This is a genomic window from Ktedonosporobacter rubrisoli (assembly GCF_004208415.1).
In the GTDB taxonomy this organism is placed as follows: domain Bacteria; phylum Chloroflexota; class Ktedonobacteria; order Ktedonobacterales; family Ktedonobacteraceae; genus Ktedonosporobacter; species Ktedonosporobacter rubrisoli.
On record NZ_CP035758.1, the window covers coordinates 711,109 to 730,072 of the forward strand.

Below are 18,964 nucleotides of genomic sequence, written 5' to 3' on the forward strand. Positions count from 1 at the left end.
CAAGCAAAACACTTTCTCCACGCGGTCACATTCTCTCCTCGTATTTCGTCGAGGAAGTGACGGGTGGAACACAAGAGCTGGAAGTGGAAGCTAGCTCCCAGCGCTTGCGCGGATGGGGTCACAGCATCCCTGCCACCATATCAGTGGGCAAAAACTCCACCCACAAAGAACGTATTGCCAAAGGAAAGATGCGCTGGCACATGTCAAGATATTGGAACATGTATCAATGCTCTCTCACAGAAAGGGGTAACTGATGCCTATTGATCCACAGGTCCAGGCCATGCTTGACCAGATGGCGGCTCTGGGATTTCCGCCTCTAGAGACGCTCCCCGTTAAAGATGTCCGTTCGCTAATACCCACTCCTGCCAGTGGAAGAGTTCTTGGCGGCATTGAGGATCGCCAGATAACAGGGCCCGCCGGCAAGCTTTGGCTTCGCCTCTATACACCAGAAGGCAAAGGGCCATTCCCAATCCTCGTTTTCGCGCATGGTGGCGGCTGGGTTTACGGCTCTATTGAGAGCCACGATGCTCTCTGCCGGGAACTCACTCACGCCGCCAACTGCATCACTATTTCGGTTGGTTACCGGCTGGCCCCAGAGCATCCCTATCCAGCAGCGCTAGAAGATTGTTACGCAGCTACTTGCTGGGCGATAGAGCATGCCAGCAGTTTCAATGGCGATCCTGCACGTGTAGCCGTTGGGGGTGATAGCGCCGGTGGCAATCTGGCTACTGTCGTTGCCTTGATGGCTCGCGACCACAATGGCCCTCCATTAGTCTATCAATTGTTGCTCTACCCGATAACCGATCACTACAGCCGGAGCAAGCCTTCCTATGAAGAGAATGGCGAAGGATACATGGTAACGAAGAAGCATCTGATCTGGTGCTGGGATCACTATATCTCCAGCGGGGAAGAAGCAAAGCAACCATATGTCTCCCCCTTGCAAGCACAGGATCTCAGCGGTCTTCCACCGGCCCTGGTCATCACCGCCGAGTACGATCCCTTGCGTGACGAAGGCGAATGCTACGCCAAACGCTTGCAAGAAGCTGGAGTACCGGTGGCCCTCAAGCGCCACAATGGTATGATTCACGGCTTTGTGGATATGTATGGCGTACTGGATAGTGGGAAACAAGCGCTTGCTGACCTTGCCGCTGGTTTGCGCGCGGCATTTGGAAGAGCATAAGCCTTACTGATCAGCTTCGGCGCGCCTCACTTTGCGGCAAGGCTGGGCATGCCCACGTCTAAATGCATGTCCAGCTTTTCTAGCAGCCAGGGCCGCTGCTCCTAACTAGGTCAGGCAGACAGAGATTAAAAAGAGAGAGCCATGCTGAAAAGATTATAATACTATTTGATACTCTACTATTGTCCAAATGCCTGTTCCAAGTATAAAGAAGTCAAACAGACAAAAGTCTTTATTACTTAAATTAACAGGTCCTTCTCCCATATCTACTACTGCGCCTTGCTCAGCAAAGAGAACGTTGCATTCTAGCTTCCTGAATCGATAGATAAGAGTGAGATCTCACAGACTATTGGCATGGAGAACGCAATGCAGCAAATAACGAGCAATGACGTCTCTAATAATTCACTTGTCGCGCTGCTTTTTCATCAGCACGCGCAGGCGATTCTTATTTATCTTCACCGCTATATTTCGTCGAAAGAGGATGCCGACGACATCCTGGTAGAAGTTTTTTTAGCAGCTCTGGAGAATCGCACCCTGCTCACACTTAGCGATGATCAACAACGCTCCTGGCTGAAAAAAGTTGCGCACAATAAGGCCATCGATTACCGACGTAGTGCCGCATTCCGCCTGAAAGCCCCCTTGATAAGGCTACCCATTTGCTTTCAGACGATGAGCGCCATGCTCCTGAACAGGCTGTCTTGCGGCATGAAGATGAGGCTCAACTTCGCAAAAGGCTAGCATCGCTATCTGAGCTGCAGCAAGAGGTAGTTTATTTGCGCTTTGTGCACGATTTACGGACAAAAGACATTGCGCGCCATCTGGGCAAAAGCGATGGAGCAATTCGGATGATTCTTTCGCGGGCTCTAAACCTTTTACGTGGTATCTACAATCAACAGGAAGAGGCCTGATTATGATAGATAATAATGAGCAGTTTTATCCTGATATGGTCGACGAACAGGTGACGCATATCTTATCAGGAACAAGAAACGACACAACAAATAGGGCAAATGCCCGGCTCATTCATGGGCTTAAGAAAATCTATGCTGAAGATGCCCAGCGGCTGGAGCGCATCTGGGAACGGATTTCGCATGAAGCGGCCATATATGAACTGGATACGCCGGTTCCTGGCCAGCAACTCTCTTTACCCAGGCCTGCTGAGCTGAGGCCCCAGCCCAGGCATTTTTCGGTCTGGATGGTTTCCGGCCTGGTGGCTACCTTGTTTATTGCCAGCTCACTCTTACTCTTCATGAGCTTTAATCGCTCGCTTTCAGCTCTGGGAAGTCAATCCCGTGCATCAGGCACAGCCTCTGCGTTCTATCTCCTACTTCCCAGCGGAGTAGCCAAAGTAGATGCCCGGACAGGCCACATTATCTGGCACTACAGCTCACCGTCTGGTACGGCTGCCATACAGCTAGTTCATGGACCCCTGGTCACAAAGGACACGATCTTCATGCCAGCCAGCGACTCTACAGCCTATGCACTTGACGCAGATCGCGGCACGCAGCGCTGGTCTGTTACGCTTGAGGGACTCATCCCAGGAGCAAAGCCCCAACTCGTCGATAATGTGCTCTATCTGACAGGTGCAACAGGCATATATGCCCTCAACCCGGCCAATGGTAAGCTCCTGCATCGCTATAATCTTCCCCCATCGCACACTAGCTCCAGCATCTTATTGTTCCCCGCAGCTGTTGGGGATGGAATGCTCTATATAGCTGATATCGATAAGCTCTCAGCGGTAAGCCTGACGGATGGTAAAGTAGTCTGGAGCAAAACACAGGGCACTGGCTTTGGACAGCCCATCTTTCAAGACGGCGTGCTCTATGTAGCAGGAAAAGATAAGACATCGCGGAGCTACGTTTATGCCTTCAAAGCAGCAAGCGGCGAACAGCTCTGGAAATCGACAGCAGCAGCTTCAATCTGCTCCATCCTGGCAAGTAGCACGGCAATCTACTGCGGTGATCGTAGCGGCAATCTCTATGCCTTTAGCAAAGAAGATGGCAAGACTATTCTCAACAAAGCCATTAGCGGCTTTAGTGGCCGACTTATTGGTCTGGATTCCTCGACGCTATATGTGAATCTAGAGGGTCCTGGCAGTCCGACAAGTGCTAGCTCTAGCGTTTCCTCTATTGCAGCATTGGACGCCAACACCGGAAACCTTCAGTGGAAATATAGCGATATTAACCAGCCTCCAACTTCTTACTGGGGAAAACCTGAGTTCGCTCACAGCATCCTACAGGCGTATATACAAAACGGGATCATTTGCGTAACTGAAGAAGATGGCGTAGCGTTTGCCCTAGATTCCCAGGGCAAGCTCCTATGGCAAAACACATCAACAATAAGCACTGGGAAGTAATGTCGCAGACACATCCCTTGCTTGTCTTAACTCTGGGGGCAACGTATTATATGTACGTTGCCTCTTTTCATCGCTTCGGGCTCTGGCGACATGGCCTTAAGCACCAGTGCTCAACCTCGCAAAATATCTCACCTGGCCACTTTTGATTACAGCGAAGAGTGAGCACTATTCAAGCTCGCTGGCTTAACACGAGAGCGGTTTCACTTCACGTAAGTCAATCTCACAAGAAAGACGTTGCTCTGTTCGTTCCTGCGCACGAAGCAAAACTTCTCCTTGCGGAGAGATAAGGTATGAAGTTAGCTTCTGGGGTGGCGCTGAGTTGTTTACGCTACACACGAATACGCGATTCTCAACGGCCCGCGCAATCAAGAGATGCTCCCACACCTGATCATACGGCTTGATCGCGTTGTTGATGTGAAAAATGATCTGTACGTCCTGCCTCTTGAGTGCAAGCCAGGGCTCGGGAAAAACCAGCTCTCGGCAGATCTGCATACTAAGCTTGACGTCATCTACTGTGTAGACGGGAACTTCACTTCCCGGCGCAAAATGCTTTCTATCAAGGACACTGAGTCGGATCTTGCGGTACGCAGGATATTCGCCGAGGTAGCTCTGGAGAAGCGCAGCATTATACCAGGAACGATTAGTAAAGAGGGCGGTTCCAAGCAAACAATGGCAGCGCAGACGCTTAACTTCTTGCTGAATCTCCTCAATAGCTTCCTCGATCTCGCGCGGATCAATCGCGCTTAAAAAGGCCTCTTCCTCCGGAAAGTAGCCGCTCAAAGCTCCTTCTGGAAAAGCAACCCATTCGTCAGGCAAACTTGACTTAAGCAAGGAAAGGATCTTTTGTTTATTGTGGGCAATATCGCGCTCCGGGCACATCTGCGCAATTGTAATTCTCATACGCCTCCTCGTTAAGAGTTGCTCTATTCAGCCTTTAGCGTTCGCCTGGCTTTGATCCTCAGTTCAGGCCATATGTCCTATTTTAGCATATGCTAGCATCGCCCTCATTTTACCCAACGCCTGGCAGGGCTTATTTTTCAGTCAACCGAGCAAGAGTGCCTGATGGCGATTTTACGCATCCCTTATCTCGCCATCTTATCTTTTACTCTATTAAAATATCGTTAACATTCGTTACTCTCTTCCATTCAAATACACTTCGTCCCTATAATATTTATTACACTATATTTAGCGTTACTATGCTAACCCCTGGTTATGCATTAAACAGCATAAACGATTGTTCATGCTGAAGCTAAAGGACCTGACCATATGCTCAAGCGCAAATCTTGCCAAACTGCCGCCCGCTATAGCACTTCGTTCAGTATGTATCTCCTCACCTCACTATTTATACTCGGGCCTTTTGCCTACGCGCTCACACAGACTATTCTTCCAGCCGTCGCCTTATCAGCAACCTTGTTGATGCTGGGAATCGTTGCCAGAGGAATCATGAGCAATTTTTATTAGCTTCTTTACCTATATTCGCGTCTCCAGATCGGCCATCGTTCGCGTGACCAATTGAATGGCCTCTTGCAGAGCTGTCTCATCAAAAGTAAATGTTGCCCCGGCAGCAGTATAGAGCTCTGGTACGGTCTTTGTGGCCCCGAGGGAGAGAGCATGCAGATACTGTTCCATAGCCTCTTGGGGATCGCGCAGATAGTTGCGCCAGATCTGGATCGCTCCTAGAGCCGCAAAGGCATACTCAATGACGTAGAGCGGATAACAGAAAAAGTGAGGTATCCGCTGCCAGCCATAGCTAAGCTCTGTCTCCAGGCCGCTCCAATCGATAATCGGCTGATAACGTCTGTTGAGTTCGGCCCATTTCTGACAGCAAGCCTGTAGGTCCAGAGCCTCTTCTGGATGCTCATAGACCCAGTGCTGAAAAGTATCACCGATAATGAATTCGGGTAGATAATTTGCTAGCATCTTTTCAAGATGCAGGAGGCGCACAAGTGCAGCTTCCCGCTCAGAACAAAGTCCTGCCTTATCCAGATACATAGCTGCGATGAACTCCATACTCGTCGAAGTGACTTCAGCAAACTCCAGCGGAACCGCAGCCAATTTTCGTTGGTGAATAAAAGGAAGTGCAGCCATCTCAAAAACATGGAAGGCATGCCCGGCTTCATGAAAAAGGGTGCGCACAATATGTTCAGCCGAGCCCACCTGGCCAAAGATGAACGGCCGATGCTTGACTTCAAGCGCCTGAACGTAGCCTCCCAGGGCCTTGACAGGACTTTTTTGCAGATCAAGCAATTGCTCCTGCCGCAGGATCGCAAAATATTTTCCCAAGCGGGGATCAATCAGCTGAAATAGGAAAGAAGATTGCCGCAAGAGCGCATCCACATCCGTGATAGGCGGCAAGGTACCATCCGTTCTTCCATCCATCGATACGTCCCAGGGCCGCAATTGTTCTACACGCAGACGCTTACGGCGCTGCTCCCATATCTGATTGGAGGCGGGTACCAAGACGCGTTCAATCAGGGCGTGAAATGCCTTGCTTTCAGCTGGCGTATAATCGAAACGCAAGAGCTGTTGCCAGCGATAGTCACGATAACTTGCATAGCCAGCGTTACTGGCAATCAGCTGACGTATGCGTATCTGCTTCACCCAGAGGGCGTTAAATCTGTCTCGCTCCAAGCTGCGCCGTTCTTCTATAGCCCGCCAGACCCGTTCACGCCGAGCTCGCTCAGGATGGGAGAGGGATAAGGAAGTAAGTAGCACCTCCTGGTCTTCCCAGATGAGCTTCATACTGCCAAAAACCTGCATATATTCGTCACTCAAAGCCCCATCTTCCTGGGACAGGACCTGATTTTCCTGGCGATAGAGGGATGCTTCAGCGCGTAGATTACGTAAGGGAAGTTCAAAACCCGGCGGGATAAGACCACTGGCCAGCAATCGCTCTTTAATTTGTTGCTCATAGGGCTGAAGGGATGCAAAGATTTCGTCTATGAAACGCTGCTTACGCTGCTTACGCTCGACATCGCTTATATTTTGCCGGACGGCCAGCGTGTGTCGGCTCATGGTCTCATCGACTAACGCACTCAGGTGCGACCACTGGTTCATCCAGGGCTGCAATGTCTCCTCAGTGAGAGTAGCTGAGGCCAATTCGCGATACCAGGGCTCAATTGCTGACCAGCTCAATTGCTCAAAGGCTTCGCTCGTCCGGGGAAGAGGAGTAAACATAAAAAGACCTTTCTCCCTGCTATTTTGCAGAACACTCTTCAGCGATAACTAAATTTGATGCAAAGCTATTTTTATTTTTATCTAAATAGAAACATATCAAATAAGAAAGTGATTGTCAAGCAGAATGCCCTCTACTTTCGTAAGGCTCAAAAAGCTTTTCTCACGCTTAAACAAATATGGGGAGCCGGTGGTAGTTGCACCGGAATTGTGAGAATAAAGAAATGCCTTGACAGGCCTGTTAGTGGCAAGGTAGTCTGAACACATAGAAGTATGCTCTACGAGACAGTTCTCCGTCCGTCCATACCTGCATCACGCAGGATTAGAAGGGAGATCCACGCAATGGCCACCATTGACGCCTTTTCCTCCGCCTCGAACCTGCTCGCCGCCCTACGCCAGAGGCAGATCTCAGCCAGCGAGCTTTTAGAACACTATCAGAAGAGGATTGCCAGCTACAACCCTCAGCTCAACGCGATTGTCATTCCCAATGAAGAGCAGGCTCGCCAGCAAGCCAGTGCAGCAGACGAGGCATATGCGCATGGTGAGTCAAGCCTGGCCTTGCAGGGTTTACCGCTGACGTTTAAAGAATGTATCGAAGTAGCAGGATTGCGCGCCACCTCGGGCCTTCCGCAGACGGCTCAATATGTCTCTACGCAGACCGGGCCTGTCGCCCAACGTATTTTAGCTGCCGGAGCCGTCTTAATGGGCAAGACAAACGTTCCTCCCCATATGAGCGATTGGCAGGCCGATAACCTGATCTTTGGCCGGACAAACAATCCCTGGGACCTCACGCGTACACCGGGTGGCAGTAGTGGAGGCAGTTCGGCTGCGCTGGCCGCCGGGCTCAGCGCGCTTGAGCTTGGCACTGACATTGCCGGCTCGATTCGCATTCCGGCAGCCTTTTGCGGCTTGTACGGTCACCGTCCCAGCGATACAGCTGTTCCACGCTACGGGCGTAAGCCGGGAATTCCACTCCCCAATCCCGCCTTAGTACTGGGTGTGCAGGGACCCCTTGCGCGCAGCGCTAGCGATTTACAGCTTGCTCTTGATGTCATGGCCGGACCAATAATTGGTGAGGATGTGGCCTGGCAGCTCAACTTACCGCCAGCCAGGCATAGCACCTTGCGCGATTTCCGCGTAGCAGTCCTGCCCGCCGCCGCCTGGCTACCCGTAGATGACGAGCTTAGCAGCGCGCTCGACGATCTGGCCAATCGCCTACGTCAGCTTGGCGCCACAGTCCAGGAAGTGCAGCCAGAAGGCTTTGAGCTGCGTAAATATACCGAGGGCTATCTCAACATGCTCTCCATCTTCATGTATGCCGATCTCAACGAGGAAGAGCGCAGCGCCTTGATCAGCGCAATGCAGCACGGGCCTAATCCTCTGGCGCCGGCTCAGATTGCCGGACTACGGGCCAGCGCGGCACAGCTCATTGCTCTGCATGCCCTTCGCGAGCAGTATCGGGATATGTTCCGCAGCTTCTTCAAGGACTGGGATATCCTTTTATCCCCGGCCACCATCGTTCCCGCCTTTGAACACCAGGACATAGATTCAGCCACTCCCAGCCGCACGCTTAAGGTCAATGGAAAGCCGACGCCTTATGAATTTCTGGCCATCCATCCTGGTATCGCCAGCTTCATTGGCCATCCAGCTACGGCGTTTCCCTGGGGCCGCACCAGGCAGGGCTTGCCGCTTGGCTTGCAGGCCATCGGACCCTATCTAGAAGATCGCAGCAGCATTGCCTTCGCCGGCCTTCTAGAGCAAGAATTCGGCGGTTTTGTCGCCCCTGCTGGCTACGTCGAATAGCGAATATTTTCGCGCACAACCGATGGCAGAGCAGCTTGCGTATGGTTGCTCTGCCATCAGCTTTTTGTTTCAAGCCCAATGCGGAAGAAACATGCTGGAGGCCACCATCTTTCTTTCTGGCCCCAGCCTCCTCTTTACAAAGCCTTATGCGCAATCGTGACCGAAAAGAGCCCCACATTCTCTAGCCAGCTATACACTTGGGCAAATCCTGCATGACATGCCCACACCTCTAGCTGCTCAGTGGGACGACATTTCATGACCCATAGTGCCCCTTCGCGATTGGGCAGGACATTGGCAATAAAATCAAGCTGTGGATGATGTGTCTGAGTTGTAAAGAGCAGGACACCTCCAGGGGATAGGAGATGGTAGAGTTGTACCAACGATTTCTGGATGATGGCGTCTTCGAGAATCAGTTCGTACAGGCCAGAAACTATGATGATATCGGAATGACTATTCAGAGTTGGAGTAGAGTGTCAAGTGTCCCATATTTCTAGAAAACTAACCTGTTAAGTTTCTTGCTCGATCTTTAGAAACTCTTAGCACAATTTGTGCGTACTGAGACTAGAGACGAAAACAAGGATCTATCCGAAGCTCCAGCCAAAGGAGACCAGGCCGAATGGAGGTCGCTAACACACTACCGGAGAACAAGCAGCGCACAAAGGCGCTTCTCATTGCTAACCCCACAGCCGGTAGTTACACTCAGCATATCGCCATTGTCGAAGACACTCTTGACTATTTACGTCAGCATGGCTGGCAAATAGAGCTAGAACTTACCCGGGGACCCGGCGACGGGCGCCGGATCGGTCAGGAAGCTGTCAAGCAACATCTCGACGCCGTTATCGTCCTGGGAGGCGATGGCACGCTTAATGAAGTAATTCAAGAGCTGGCGGGCAGCGAGACGGCTTTGGGCGTCTTACCGGCTGGCACGGTAAATGTCTGGGCGCGCGAGATGCTTATCCCTATAAATAACTATGAAGCGGCGCGCGAGATTCTCGTTAATGGTCAGATGAGACGAGTTGATCTGGGAAAAGTAGAAGAGCGTTACTTTCTGCTGATGGCGACAATTGGTTTCGATGCTGAAGTCACACGTATTGTCGAGCGGCACAAACATCTGGGTATCCTTGACTACATCTTGAAGGGAACCTGGCTAGGCCTGGGCTATCCCAATTTCACGGCAGTTTTACAGACGGGTTCAAAGGCCAGGCGCGTTCGTGCCTTTCAAATCATCTTTGGGAACACTCAACTCTACGCGGGAGCGATCAAATTCACCTGGCGTGCGCGCTGTGACGACGGCCTGCTTGATGTCTGTATTGTCAGCAATCAGAATATTTTGGGACGCCTTGGCGTGCTTGCCGACTTTCTACTCGGCCGCGCGCACCGAACCCAATGGGTGCAATACTATGAGACGGCAAGCGAGATCAAGGTACACACATCGCCAGCAGTCGCCATCCAGGTAGATGGCGATCCCGCCGGTTACACAGCCAAAAAAGGCTTCCCTCCAACCTGCTTTACCATTGTGCCAAAAGCCTTAAAGGTAATTGTTCCTGCCCAGGCTCCCGAAGGCATTTTTGCCTCATCGTAAACATGCCTGCTCACTGCGTCGAAAGAGATGGTTTACGCGCCAGGAAAAACGCGGTATGCTTAGCACTAGAACATACTGTGCTCATTCTGCATGCGAGGGAAAATTTATGAAGCGCACCTTATTCACGTCAGACCATGAGATGTTTCGCGACTCCGTTCACCACTTCGTAGCAAGAGAGATGGTCCCCTTTAACGAGCAATGGGAAAAGGACGGCATGGTATCCCGCGAGCTGTGGCTCAAGGCCGGCCAACAAGGTTTCTTAGGCATGGATGTCCCTGAAGCATATGGCGGTGGTGGCGTGAAAGATTTTCGCTTTAATGCCATCCTGGTCGAAGAGACGGTACGCCAGTGTGTGCAGAGCGCCGGGCTGGGCATCAGTCTGCACAACGATATCGTCATCCCCTATTTCCTGGCCTACACCTCTGAAGAACAAAAACAACGCTGGTTGCCTGGCATCTGCGCGGGCGAACTGATCACGGCCATTGCTATGACCGAACCGGGCACGGGGAGCGATCTGGCAGCGGTGCGCACTACAGCGCTTCGCCAGGATGATCACTACTTGCTCAATGGCCAGAAAACTTTTATTACCAACGGCATTCTCAGCGATCTTGTTGTTGTCGTAGCCAAGACTGATCCGACGAAGGGCCATAAGGGCATCAGTCTGCTGGTAGTCGAGCGCGACACTGAGGGCTTTAAGCGTGGGCGCAAGCTGGCAAAGATCGGGCAGAAAGCTCAGGATACCGCCGAGCTGTTCTTTGAGGATGCGAAAGTTCCGCTCTCTAATCTGCTGGGAGAGGAAGGCCAGGGCTTCTACTATCTGATGCGCATGCTGGCCCAGGAGCGACTAAGCGTGGCAGTCTCGGCGCTGGCAGCCTGCGAGACTGCCCTGGAGCTAACCTTGCAATATTGCAAGGAGCGCACAGCCTTCGGCCAGCCCATTGGAGCATTCCAGAACTCGCGCTTTAAGCTTGCCGAGATGAAGACAGAGATCGAGATTGGGCGCGTCTTCGTGGACCGCTGTATTGAGGAGCTCAATGCTCAGAGCTTGACGGCAGAGACTGCGGCGATGGCCAAGTGGTGGACCAGCGATCTGCAAAAACGTGTCGTGGATCAGTGCCTTCAGCTTTATGGAGGGTATGGCTATATGCTGGAATATCCTATCGCGCACCTCTTCCTTGATGCTCGCGTGCAGAGCATTTACGCGGGCACAAATGAGATTATGAAGGAGATTATCGGGCGCTCGTTGGGCGTCTAGACTCACCTGGCGCCATACGTAGCATATAGCAGAGACCAGAAGGGCGCACTAATAAATCAGCATAGTATGCTTACCTTCTGGCCTCTTGTGAGCGGGTGGACAGAAATAGAGCCAGGCGCTTGCAGTGCGGCCCAACCAGCGGCAATTGATAATAGTTTCCCCGCGCAGCCTGGATCATTGCCACGATCCAGGCAATCAGCCCCAACAATACCGTCAGAGGACCACATATGTTACGCAGCAATGTCAATGGAAGACTATGCTCAGTAAATGGGGCAGTTAAGGCACAAAGCAGCATAATCAGGTGAATGCCACAAAAAAAACTTATTGCCTGCAGACTATGAAAGGTAACAAAGCGATCAGAGCGATGAAAGAGCAAAACGAGCAAACCTGTCAACCAGCCAAAGGCATAACTGAGGCAGGCAAACAGCCTCTGCTCGAAGGTGAGAGCTAGCTCGCGCTGCCGCGTGTGAGCAGCGCTAGAAGCCTGCTCCTCTCCTGGCTGCAGCAGTTGTGAGCTAGAAGCTGAGCCATTTACTTCGTTTGTACCCTCCTCTGCTAGTTCCCCTGGCAAAAAACCTAAGTCCCGAGCGCTCTTGTCATACAATTGACAAAGCCTCTCGCGGAAATATGGCGAAGGAGAGGAAAAACCTCGCTCCCAGCGGCTAACATTTCCTGCATCGGTCCCGATTAACTCGGCTAGCCGCGCCTGTGACCATCCACGCTGCAAACGTTCATTTTTCAGGTGCTCGGAAGATTTCATGCATGATACTCCTCGTCTCCTTTGTTCCGCGCCTCAGATGCCTAGTATTCTCCCAGAATTTGCTCACAATCAGCTCTGGAGAGCGCGGGCCTCATCGCACATACTACGAATAAACTATACTGTTTGTTCTATATTCTCATGGAGATTCTATGCCCAAGAAGATGACCATAAGGCAAAAAAGATGGTTGCTTTCAGCTCACATCCTCTGCAGCGTCGCCTGGCTTGGAGCCGCCACGTGCTCTCTCATCTTGAACCTGGCAGTCCTGTTTACCAATGATGCGCACCTGCTCAATGCAGCTTACATTTTCGTCGGCACGCTCGATAAAGCCCTCCTCCGAGGTGGCGCGCTTGGCGCTATCATTAGCGGTGTGCTCCTTTCCGTGTTTACCAAATGGGGCCTGTTTCGCTTCTACTGGATCATCGTCAAGGAGGCAATTAGCCTTCTTTGCATGATTATAGGGGTTATCATCAGCGGATGGAACGATGAGGCTATTCTTTTGACTGCCCAGTACGGCTTACACGCTATGCATAATCAGCTTTACCTCACCAACCAGACCATGATATTCATTGGCATCACCTTCCAGCTCATTTCCCTTTCAGCGGTTTTTGTTATCTCTATCTTTAAACCCTGGGGCCAGCTGGGCAATTCCGCTACTGCAAGCAAGGCCAAGGCAGGCAAACAGACCATACTCAGATAAAGCCAAAGAGAATTGAGCAAGCATGGCGAAGCTTGGTCGCCTCGGCCGCCAGGCGCTTTGCCCTGCGGATCAGAAGAGAGGAAAAACACTTCCCAACTTCGTGTCAATATTCTTACTTATCTAAACACTCCTTATCTCCCCCAAATCGCTCCTACCGGCTTTAGCGATCCCAATATATTAATACTTTAATATCTCATTGAGAGTAAAATATTTATAGAGGGTATTAGAAAGATAATTGTATGATCTCCATAATAAAAAATCCATATTTTGCGCTGTTGTGGAGTGGGCAGCTGATTTCAGCATTTGGGGATGAATTCTACAATGTTGCACTTCTCTGGCTAGCCACCAAACAAGCCGGAGAAACAGCCGGAACTTTTTTTGGCGCTGCTACCCTCTGTGCGCTTCTCCTTGCACCATTGGGCGGCACTCTCGCCGATAAGGCCAATCGGCGCGGCCTGCTCATCGCCATCGAACTGGCGCGGGGACTACTCGTCGGCCTTCTTTCCATACTCCTGACCTTCAATAAATTTGGCCTCTGGTTAGTTGTACCATTTATTTTCAGCAAAGAGCTCCTGACAACACTTTTTGAGCCAGCTCTACAAGCGAGCCTTCCTACGCTAGCTGCGAATATAGAGGCACTCTACATCACCAACAATCTGATCGACCTGGCCAAACGCTGCGCGCGCATGCTCTGCCCAGCTGCAGCTGGTCTGTTGCTTATCCTGCTCTCTTCTCCAACCCTCTTTGCCCTCAATGCTACCAGCTTTATTATCTCCGCCGGCGCCTTTATTCTGCTCGGTCCCTGCTTCCAGGCCTTTGCCCGGAGTAATCCAACAATCCAGACACGAGACCGACATAGGTTTGCTGACTTACGCAAAGACATCCTTCAGAGCTGCATGCTAGCGTACCGACACCGCTCTTTCTTTCAGGCCATCTCCCTCATTACCCTGATGAATATAGCCTGGAGCATCTTCTTTCTCATCGGCCTGCCCCTCTGGACGCAACAGGTCCTCCATGCTCCCTCTCTATTCTTTGGCCTGATGGGTAGCGCTTACGGCATTGGTAGCATTGCCGGGCTTCTCCTAAGTACGTTAAGAAAGCCTTTCTCCCTACGTGGCATGTATATAGGAAAAGCTCTGCAGGGGGTAACCTTCATCCTGCTTACGCTACTGGGCTCTAACTGGGCTGGCATAGGCGTTATGTTCGCGGGCGGCCTGTGCAGCACGCTGGGCGAGCCCACCATAACCCTGATGATCCAAACCGAGTTTCCCCAGGAGCACGTGGGCAAGCTCTCTAGCCTGCGCAGTACGCTGGTACAGCTAGGGGTAACGCTTGGAAGTATAGTAGCATCTCCCTTCTATGTCCTTTGCGGCATAAGCACAGGCATCGCGCTCAGTGGATGCCTTATGGTACTGATCAGCGTACTGGGCCTTGTCTTGCCTATGTTCAGCAAGAAAGGCCTGATGCCAGAATTTAACTCTCTCTCATGAGAGCACTCCAGCATTAATCGAAGCAGGCTGGCGCTTTTTTGATTTCTTGCCACTGCTTAGCATCATGCCCAAAGACCACTAGCGCCGCGTTTTCGCTTTGAGCCAGCTCCAGCAGCTTGCGCGTACTGGTCCGGACCTCTTCCTCGTTATCATCAAAAGGGCTAGCCTTGCGATCAGGTTGAAAATCATGCTGCATAGCTACCGCATCGATAGCTAACAGGACCGCTCCGGTCTGGGGAAGCTGTACAAGTACCGACTGGTGGCCCGGAACGTGCCCGCTGGTCTCTATCAATTTGAGTCCTGGCAGCAATTCAGTATCGCCCTCAACCAGGCGGTAGCGCAGCTCTGGATGATCCCACTCTGCACGCGTCAAGGCAAAGCGTTGATGGCCGCCACGCGCGAGCTCATAGTGTTTGCGCTGCACAATCAATTCAGCTTGCGTGAAAGCGCTGTGATGCCCGCTATGGTCGACATCGAAATGGGTACAAATGAGCATATCGATATCTTGAGGCTGCAAACCGAGCATCGCCAGCTGGGCAAGCACATCTTTTTCCACTTGCGGCTTCGGCATACCAGGCATCTCGAAGTGTGCGGGCAAGCCGCTATCAATGAGAATATTCTTGCCATCTCCGGTTTGTACAAGATAGCAGACAAAGGGATGATTCATGCCAGGGATAAGGCCTACCAGCATTAAGTAAAGCCGCTGAGGGGCTGTCACATTTTTGGTCATATTTCGCTCCTTTTTTATCTAAGCGTTGTGTCTATCCTCGAAAAACGCCGCAACGGAAATCCGAAATAATGAACTTATGCATCTCAAGCATTGCTGGATCTTGCTGCTCAGGATCTCTTAGCAGCTTTTCTAGCCTTTGACCAGCCACCTGGCTATGACCATAGCTAAGCGCTTTCTACCTTATTCCGGTTCCCGCTCAAGGCTAACAACGAGGCGCTGTAACAAAGCATGTAACTGTTCGCGCTCAGCTGACGAGAGAGGCGCATAAAACTCATCCTCGGCCTCGGCGGCGAGCTTATCCGCACTAGCTAGCGTCTCCTGGCCTTTTTCGGTCAAGGTCAGAGCGTGCGCACGACGGTCGCGAGGATCACGCCGCCTCTCGGCAAGTCCCAGACGCTCTAGCTCATCGATGACCAGGACGGTAGTACTGCGATCTATGCCCAATTGCCGGCCTAGCTCGATTTGTGTAAGTGGCCCGTACATAGCAATAATTGTGAGCGCAGCATACTGCTTTGTGCTGATCTGAAGCGTGCTCAGCGAGGCGCAGAAACGCTCACGAGCTATCAATGCGAGATAGTTGAGGATGGCGCTTGTCCAGCGCGAAAAGGCTGGCGAAATAGGGCTCCCTCGACTACTATGGGTTCCTTGCAGCTTGTCCTCTTCAGATGGCATTCGGCACCTCTCATGAAAATCAATTTTGCTGATAATCAGCAGTAGTGATTATCACTAATCATGAGTATAATGGATTGGAGAATCTCATGTCAAGGGGAAAGCTCCTGAATTGGAAATCTGACCACTCGTTGCGTCTCTGTATATATAATGGTATCTTTTAGCTAGAGGAAAGCTTTTAACTTTCCAGGGCAATGATGAGCGTTTCTTTTGGATAGGGCTTATGAGCCACTATTGATAGAGCGGGATGCCCGGACGGCAGGGAGGCAAAAGTCATGGAGATATTCGACTTCATTTTTAACCATTTCTGGGAAATCTTCCTCTTTCTCTTCTTTTTCGGAGGACCCATCGGCTGGGCAATTACTAGCGTAGCCAAAAACATCGCCAAGCATCGCGAACGCATGCAAGAACTAAAAAATGAAGAGCTGCGCTTACAGCTCCAGCTCATGCAAACACAGCGGGGAGAAGGCTTCAGCGAGCCACTACCGCGTCCCCAGGGACAGCCCGCACCACGGGAGGCTACCTGGCAGGAGCGCGAAGAGGCCGCCTATCAGGAAGGTTATCAGCAGCAGAGCAGCTAATTCCCAGCAACTAGCCCCCACACGCTGGTCCTGCTCAAGATGGCTTTCCTGGAGGAGACAGAAAAGCATACTTGCCTTGAACATCTGAAGCCATTGGCGTGCAATAAATATGTGAACCGCTCTCATGAACCAGATTTCATGATCGCATGGTATGTAAAAAATCTACTACTGTGCGATTGAATTGTTCAGCTTGTTCAACATTCAAAAGAAATCGAGACTGAGCAATTTCTCTTTTTTGCACATTGGGCAGACTATTTTCTAAAACAGTACTGCTTAATCGTATTTCGGATGAGGCATGATCTCCAATCAACAGAAGGGTTGGAATGCTGATTTCTTTGAGCCACTGGCTACGAGTGTCAAAAGCATCTTTATCAATTGTAGGAGGCCGGCCGGGCCGAGAAATGGTTTCTAGATGTTCTGCGACAAGGGCACGAATTTGCGCATACTTTGATGAGGATGGCAACAGAAGATCTTGCATCGCTAAATCAGCAGCATGTTGGAGATCGTTTTGACGGATAGCTTCAATCAAAGGTGCAATACGCCCTAGTATGTTTGGCAGATCCTCCATTGCTTTCTGAAAGGTTTGCTCAAGGTTCATTTCAGGTGAAACAAGAAGAAGGGCATCTACAAAAGATGGGTGTGTATGGGCAAAATCGAGAGCGGTTCCCCCACCAAGGTCAAGGATGTATGTTTTTTTGACGTTTTGGGTATGCAAGACAGCCAGAAGATCATCAACATATGTATATGGCTGCGTTGAGCTTAATGACTGTCCGTATCCGCGTAGATCATAGCGAATAACTTGATACTCTTGCGCAAACGTCAGAAACTGATCATCCCATATTCTTTTGTCAAACAACCCTCTTCCTTGAAGCAGAATGAGAGGATGCCCTTTTCCTGCAACATCATACTGGAGTCGACTTCCCTCTACTTTGACAAATCCTGTAGAAGTAGGAAATTGCCGCTCAGTCATTTCTCTCTTCCTTTTATTTCTTAATGGAAAAACGTTGATAGCTCATTCTATTGTATCCTCTACATAATTAATATGGCAAGGAGCTAAATCAGTGAAATTACACTTAATGCATTTCATCACCTGGCTCCTTTCCGATTGTCATCAGTATCTCATTGCAGACGGATTCTGCTTCGATTCATTGCATCAGTCATGCACATATGTATTTAGGGATAGTTCCTCTTCTTCCTCTCAGGCAGGCTTTTGAGGCTGATAATGGAGCGCAACGACCCCTGAAAGGAAAGCCGTCAGGCGCTAAGCTAGTTGTTGTGCCGCTCGTTCCAGGGCGTTCAGGACACGTGTCACATCCTCTTCGGTCGTGAGCCAGTTAACCAGAGCGGCTCGAATAGCTGGTTGGCCGGCAAAAGTAGTAGGCGTTAGCAAAACCTCGCCTCCCTGCTTGAGCAGATCTAGCAAACTATCGCGTTGCGCCGCATCCGCGCCTTTGAGCGTAAAGCAGACAATATCGAGATAGACAGGACTGAGCAGCTCAAAATACGTTGAGCGTTCCAGGCCCTGACCCAGGCGCCGGGCCAACTCGCAGCAGCGCGCCACAAGTTCCCGATAGCCAGCGCGACCATAGGCCATCAAGGTCATCCAGGTCGGCAACGCACGGAAACGCCGCGAATTCTCAGGCGTGCGATGGAGCAGATCCTGGCCGGCTCCTAGATAAGCCGCCGCCGCCTTAAATACTTGCTCTTGCAGGGCCAGATGGCGCGTAAAGACAATCCCGCAATCATAGGGAACATTGAGCCACTTATGCCCGTCGCTTGTGATCGAATCGGCCTCCTGCACACCTTGCAAGAGGTGAGCGTGGGCGGGATCGCAGGCCGCGAAGAGGCCAAAGGCGCCATCAACGTGCAGCCAGGCCCCATGAGCCTTGCAGAGTCGAGCGATCTCCGCAATATCGTCAAAGTCGCCGGTATTCACCTCGCCCGCACTGGCCACGACAATTGCCGGCTCTCCCTTAAGAGCGGCCAGGCGCTGAGCCAGAGCTTGCGTATCTAGGACCAGGCGGCCAGGCAGGCAAGGCACCAACTCCAAAGCTTGCCGACCCATACCAAGAATTGCCAGGGACTTGGTGATACTGGCATGGGGGGCGCCGGTCAGGACCGGGATGCGCGGCAAGTTCCACAGGCCCTCCTCGCTGAGATCGACGCCGAGCCTTTGGGCCGCCCATTGCCGCGCCGTCGCCAGCGCAGTCAGATTTGCTTGCGTTGCTCCACTGACAAATACGCCAGCAAACTGCTCAGGCAAGTTAAAGAGAGCACGCAAGAGCGCCACAGCCTCGACCTCAACGTCTGTGGCAATCGAATCGCCTGCGCTGCTCAGATTCTGATCATAGGCAGAGACTAACCAATCGCCAACAATAGCCGCCGGCGTACTTCCACCCGTCACAAATCCCCAATAGCGCGGTCCGGGCGAGCCCGAAAGCTGGCCCTCGTATTTCGTGCGAAAAGCCGTCAGGGCCTCTAGCGCCCCCAGGCCCTCTTCGGGCAACACATCATGCGGCAATGACTGCGGAGAGCAGCCCATCGGCCTGCCCGCCAGTCCCTGCAGAAATTGCAGCGCTGCGGCCTGAGCCGTTTCCAGAATCTGGGGCAGGCGTTCATCGTCTTCTTGCAAACCCATATAGCTTGCTCCTTCCAGGCCAATAGCCTATGTATTTCCCTCTCCTGGCAGAGA

Annotated in this window: 19 protein-coding genes; 11 read left to right on the top strand and 8 right to left on the bottom strand. The window is 51.6% G+C overall.

What is annotated here, in order from left to right; translation table 11 throughout:
- Nucleotides 1–253: 253 nt before the first annotated feature.
- From EPA93_RS03135 to EPA93_RS03150, 4 genes are all read left to right on the top strand, one after another.
- Nucleotides 254–1,180, top strand: a complete 927-nt coding sequence (locus EPA93_RS03135) for an alpha/beta hydrolase (RefSeq protein WP_129885640.1) — start codon at nt 254–256, stop codon at nt 1,178–1,180.
- A gap of 363 nt (nt 1,181–1,543) precedes the next feature.
- Nucleotides 1,544–1,915, top strand: a complete 372-nt coding sequence (locus EPA93_RS03140) for an RNA polymerase sigma factor (protein WP_165422840.1) — start codon at nt 1,544–1,546, stop codon at nt 1,913–1,915.
- A complete protein-coding gene (locus EPA93_RS50815) occupies nt 1,876–2,085 on the top strand; it encodes an RNA polymerase sigma factor (protein WP_165422841.1) in 210 nt (69 codons plus the stop codon). The genes EPA93_RS03140 and EPA93_RS50815 overlap by 40 nt, the downstream gene beginning before the upstream one ends.
- Nucleotides 2,086–2,087: 2 nt before the next feature.
- Nucleotides 2,088–3,530, top strand: a complete 1,443-nt coding sequence (locus EPA93_RS03150; protein ID WP_129885642.1) for an outer membrane protein assembly factor BamB family protein — start codon at nt 2,088–2,090, stop codon at nt 3,528–3,530.
- A 183-nt stretch (nt 3,531–3,713) separates the two neighbouring features.
- Here the strand turns inward: EPA93_RS03150 and EPA93_RS03155 are convergent, their stop codons facing one another.
- Nucleotides 3,714–4,430, bottom strand: coding sequence for a carbon-nitrogen hydrolase family protein (locus EPA93_RS03155; protein WP_129885643.1), 717 nt, complete (start codon nt 4,428–4,430; stop codon nt 3,714–3,716).
- Nucleotides 4,431–4,796: 366 nt separating this feature from the next.
- Between EPA93_RS03155 and EPA93_RS03160 the strand changes: the two genes are divergently transcribed.
- Nucleotides 4,797–4,991 (top strand): hypothetical protein, encoded by a 195-nt coding sequence (locus EPA93_RS03160; protein WP_129885644.1) that lies wholly within the window; start codon nt 4,797–4,799, stop codon nt 4,989–4,991.
- Between the two features lie 9 nt (nt 4,992–5,000).
- On the opposite strand, the gene EPA93_RS03165 is transcribed toward EPA93_RS03160, so the two are convergent.
- Nucleotides 5,001–6,707, bottom strand: a complete 1,707-nt coding sequence (locus EPA93_RS03165; RefSeq protein ID WP_129885645.1) for a M3 family oligoendopeptidase — start codon at nt 6,705–6,707, stop codon at nt 5,001–5,003.
- Between the two features lie 339 nt (nt 6,708–7,046).
- Between EPA93_RS03165 and EPA93_RS03170 the strand changes: the two genes are divergently transcribed.
- The gene (locus EPA93_RS03170; RefSeq protein ID WP_165422842.1) at nt 7,047–8,507 is read left to right on the top strand and encodes an amidase family protein; all 1,461 of its coding nucleotides are present in this window, start codon (nt 7,047–7,049) and stop codon (nt 8,505–8,507) included.
- 134 nt (nt 8,508–8,641) lie between these two features.
- On the opposite strand, the gene EPA93_RS03175 is transcribed toward EPA93_RS03170, so the two are convergent.
- Nucleotides 8,642–8,965, bottom strand: a complete 324-nt coding sequence (locus tag EPA93_RS03175; protein ID WP_129885647.1) for a class I SAM-dependent methyltransferase family protein — start codon at nt 8,963–8,965, stop codon at nt 8,642–8,644.
- 158 nt (nt 8,966–9,123) lie between these two features.
- On the opposite strand from EPA93_RS03175, the gene EPA93_RS03180 reads away from it, so the two are divergent.
- Together EPA93_RS03180 and EPA93_RS03185 are read left to right on the top strand one after the other, a co-directional pair.
- Entirely contained in the window at nt 9,124–10,089 is a 966-nt protein-coding gene (locus tag EPA93_RS03180) for a diacylglycerol/lipid kinase family protein (RefSeq protein WP_129885648.1), read from the top strand.
- A gap of 106 nt (nt 10,090–10,195) precedes the next feature.
- A complete protein-coding gene (locus tag EPA93_RS03185) occupies nt 10,196–11,344 on the top strand; it encodes an acyl-CoA dehydrogenase family protein (RefSeq protein ID WP_129885649.1) in 1,149 nt (382 codons plus the stop codon).
- Nucleotides 11,345–11,414: 70 nt separating this feature from the next.
- Here EPA93_RS03185 and EPA93_RS03190 read toward each other — a convergent pair whose 3' ends face one another.
- Nucleotides 11,415–12,104, bottom strand: coding sequence for a helix-turn-helix domain-containing protein (locus EPA93_RS03190; protein ID WP_129885650.1), 690 nt, complete (start codon nt 12,102–12,104; stop codon nt 11,415–11,417).
- 149 nt (nt 12,105–12,253) lie between these two features.
- On the opposite strand from EPA93_RS03190, the gene EPA93_RS03195 reads away from it, so the two are divergent.
- Nucleotides 12,254–12,802: a hypothetical protein gene (locus EPA93_RS03195; protein WP_129885651.1), complete on the top strand. Its 549-nt coding sequence runs from the start codon at nt 12,254–12,256 to the stop codon at nt 12,800–12,802.
- A 239-nt stretch (nt 12,803–13,041) separates the two neighbouring features.
- Nucleotides 13,042–14,292, top strand: a complete 1,251-nt coding sequence (locus tag EPA93_RS03200) for an MFS transporter (RefSeq protein WP_129885652.1) — start codon at nt 13,042–13,044, stop codon at nt 14,290–14,292.
- A gap of 13 nt (nt 14,293–14,305) precedes the next feature.
- On the opposite strand, the gene EPA93_RS03205 is transcribed toward EPA93_RS03200, so the two are convergent.
- The gene (locus EPA93_RS03205) at nt 14,306–15,022 is read right to left on the bottom strand and encodes an N-acyl homoserine lactonase family protein (RefSeq protein ID WP_129885653.1); all 717 of its coding nucleotides are present in this window, start codon (nt 15,020–15,022) and stop codon (nt 14,306–14,308) included.
- Between the two features lie 180 nt (nt 15,023–15,202).
- Nucleotides 15,203–15,694 (bottom strand): MarR family winged helix-turn-helix transcriptional regulator, encoded by a 492-nt coding sequence (locus EPA93_RS03210; protein ID WP_129885654.1) that lies wholly within the window; start codon nt 15,692–15,694, stop codon nt 15,203–15,205.
- A 272-nt stretch (nt 15,695–15,966) separates the two neighbouring features.
- Between EPA93_RS03210 and EPA93_RS03215 the strand changes: the two genes are divergently transcribed.
- The gene (locus EPA93_RS03215) at nt 15,967–16,272 is read left to right on the top strand and encodes a hypothetical protein (protein WP_129885655.1); all 306 of its coding nucleotides are present in this window, start codon (nt 15,967–15,969) and stop codon (nt 16,270–16,272) included.
- A gap of 136 nt (nt 16,273–16,408) precedes the next feature.
- On the opposite strand, the gene EPA93_RS03220 is transcribed toward EPA93_RS03215, so the two are convergent.
- Nucleotides 16,409–17,242, bottom strand: a complete 834-nt coding sequence (locus EPA93_RS03220; RefSeq protein WP_129885656.1) for an alpha/beta fold hydrolase — start codon at nt 17,240–17,242, stop codon at nt 16,409–16,411.
- 291 nt (nt 17,243–17,533) lie between these two features.
- The gene (locus EPA93_RS03225) at nt 17,534–18,910 is read right to left on the bottom strand and encodes a pyridoxal phosphate-dependent decarboxylase family protein (RefSeq protein ID WP_129885657.1); all 1,377 of its coding nucleotides are present in this window, start codon (nt 18,908–18,910) and stop codon (nt 17,534–17,536) included.
- Between the last annotated feature and the right edge of the window lie 54 nt (nt 18,911–18,964).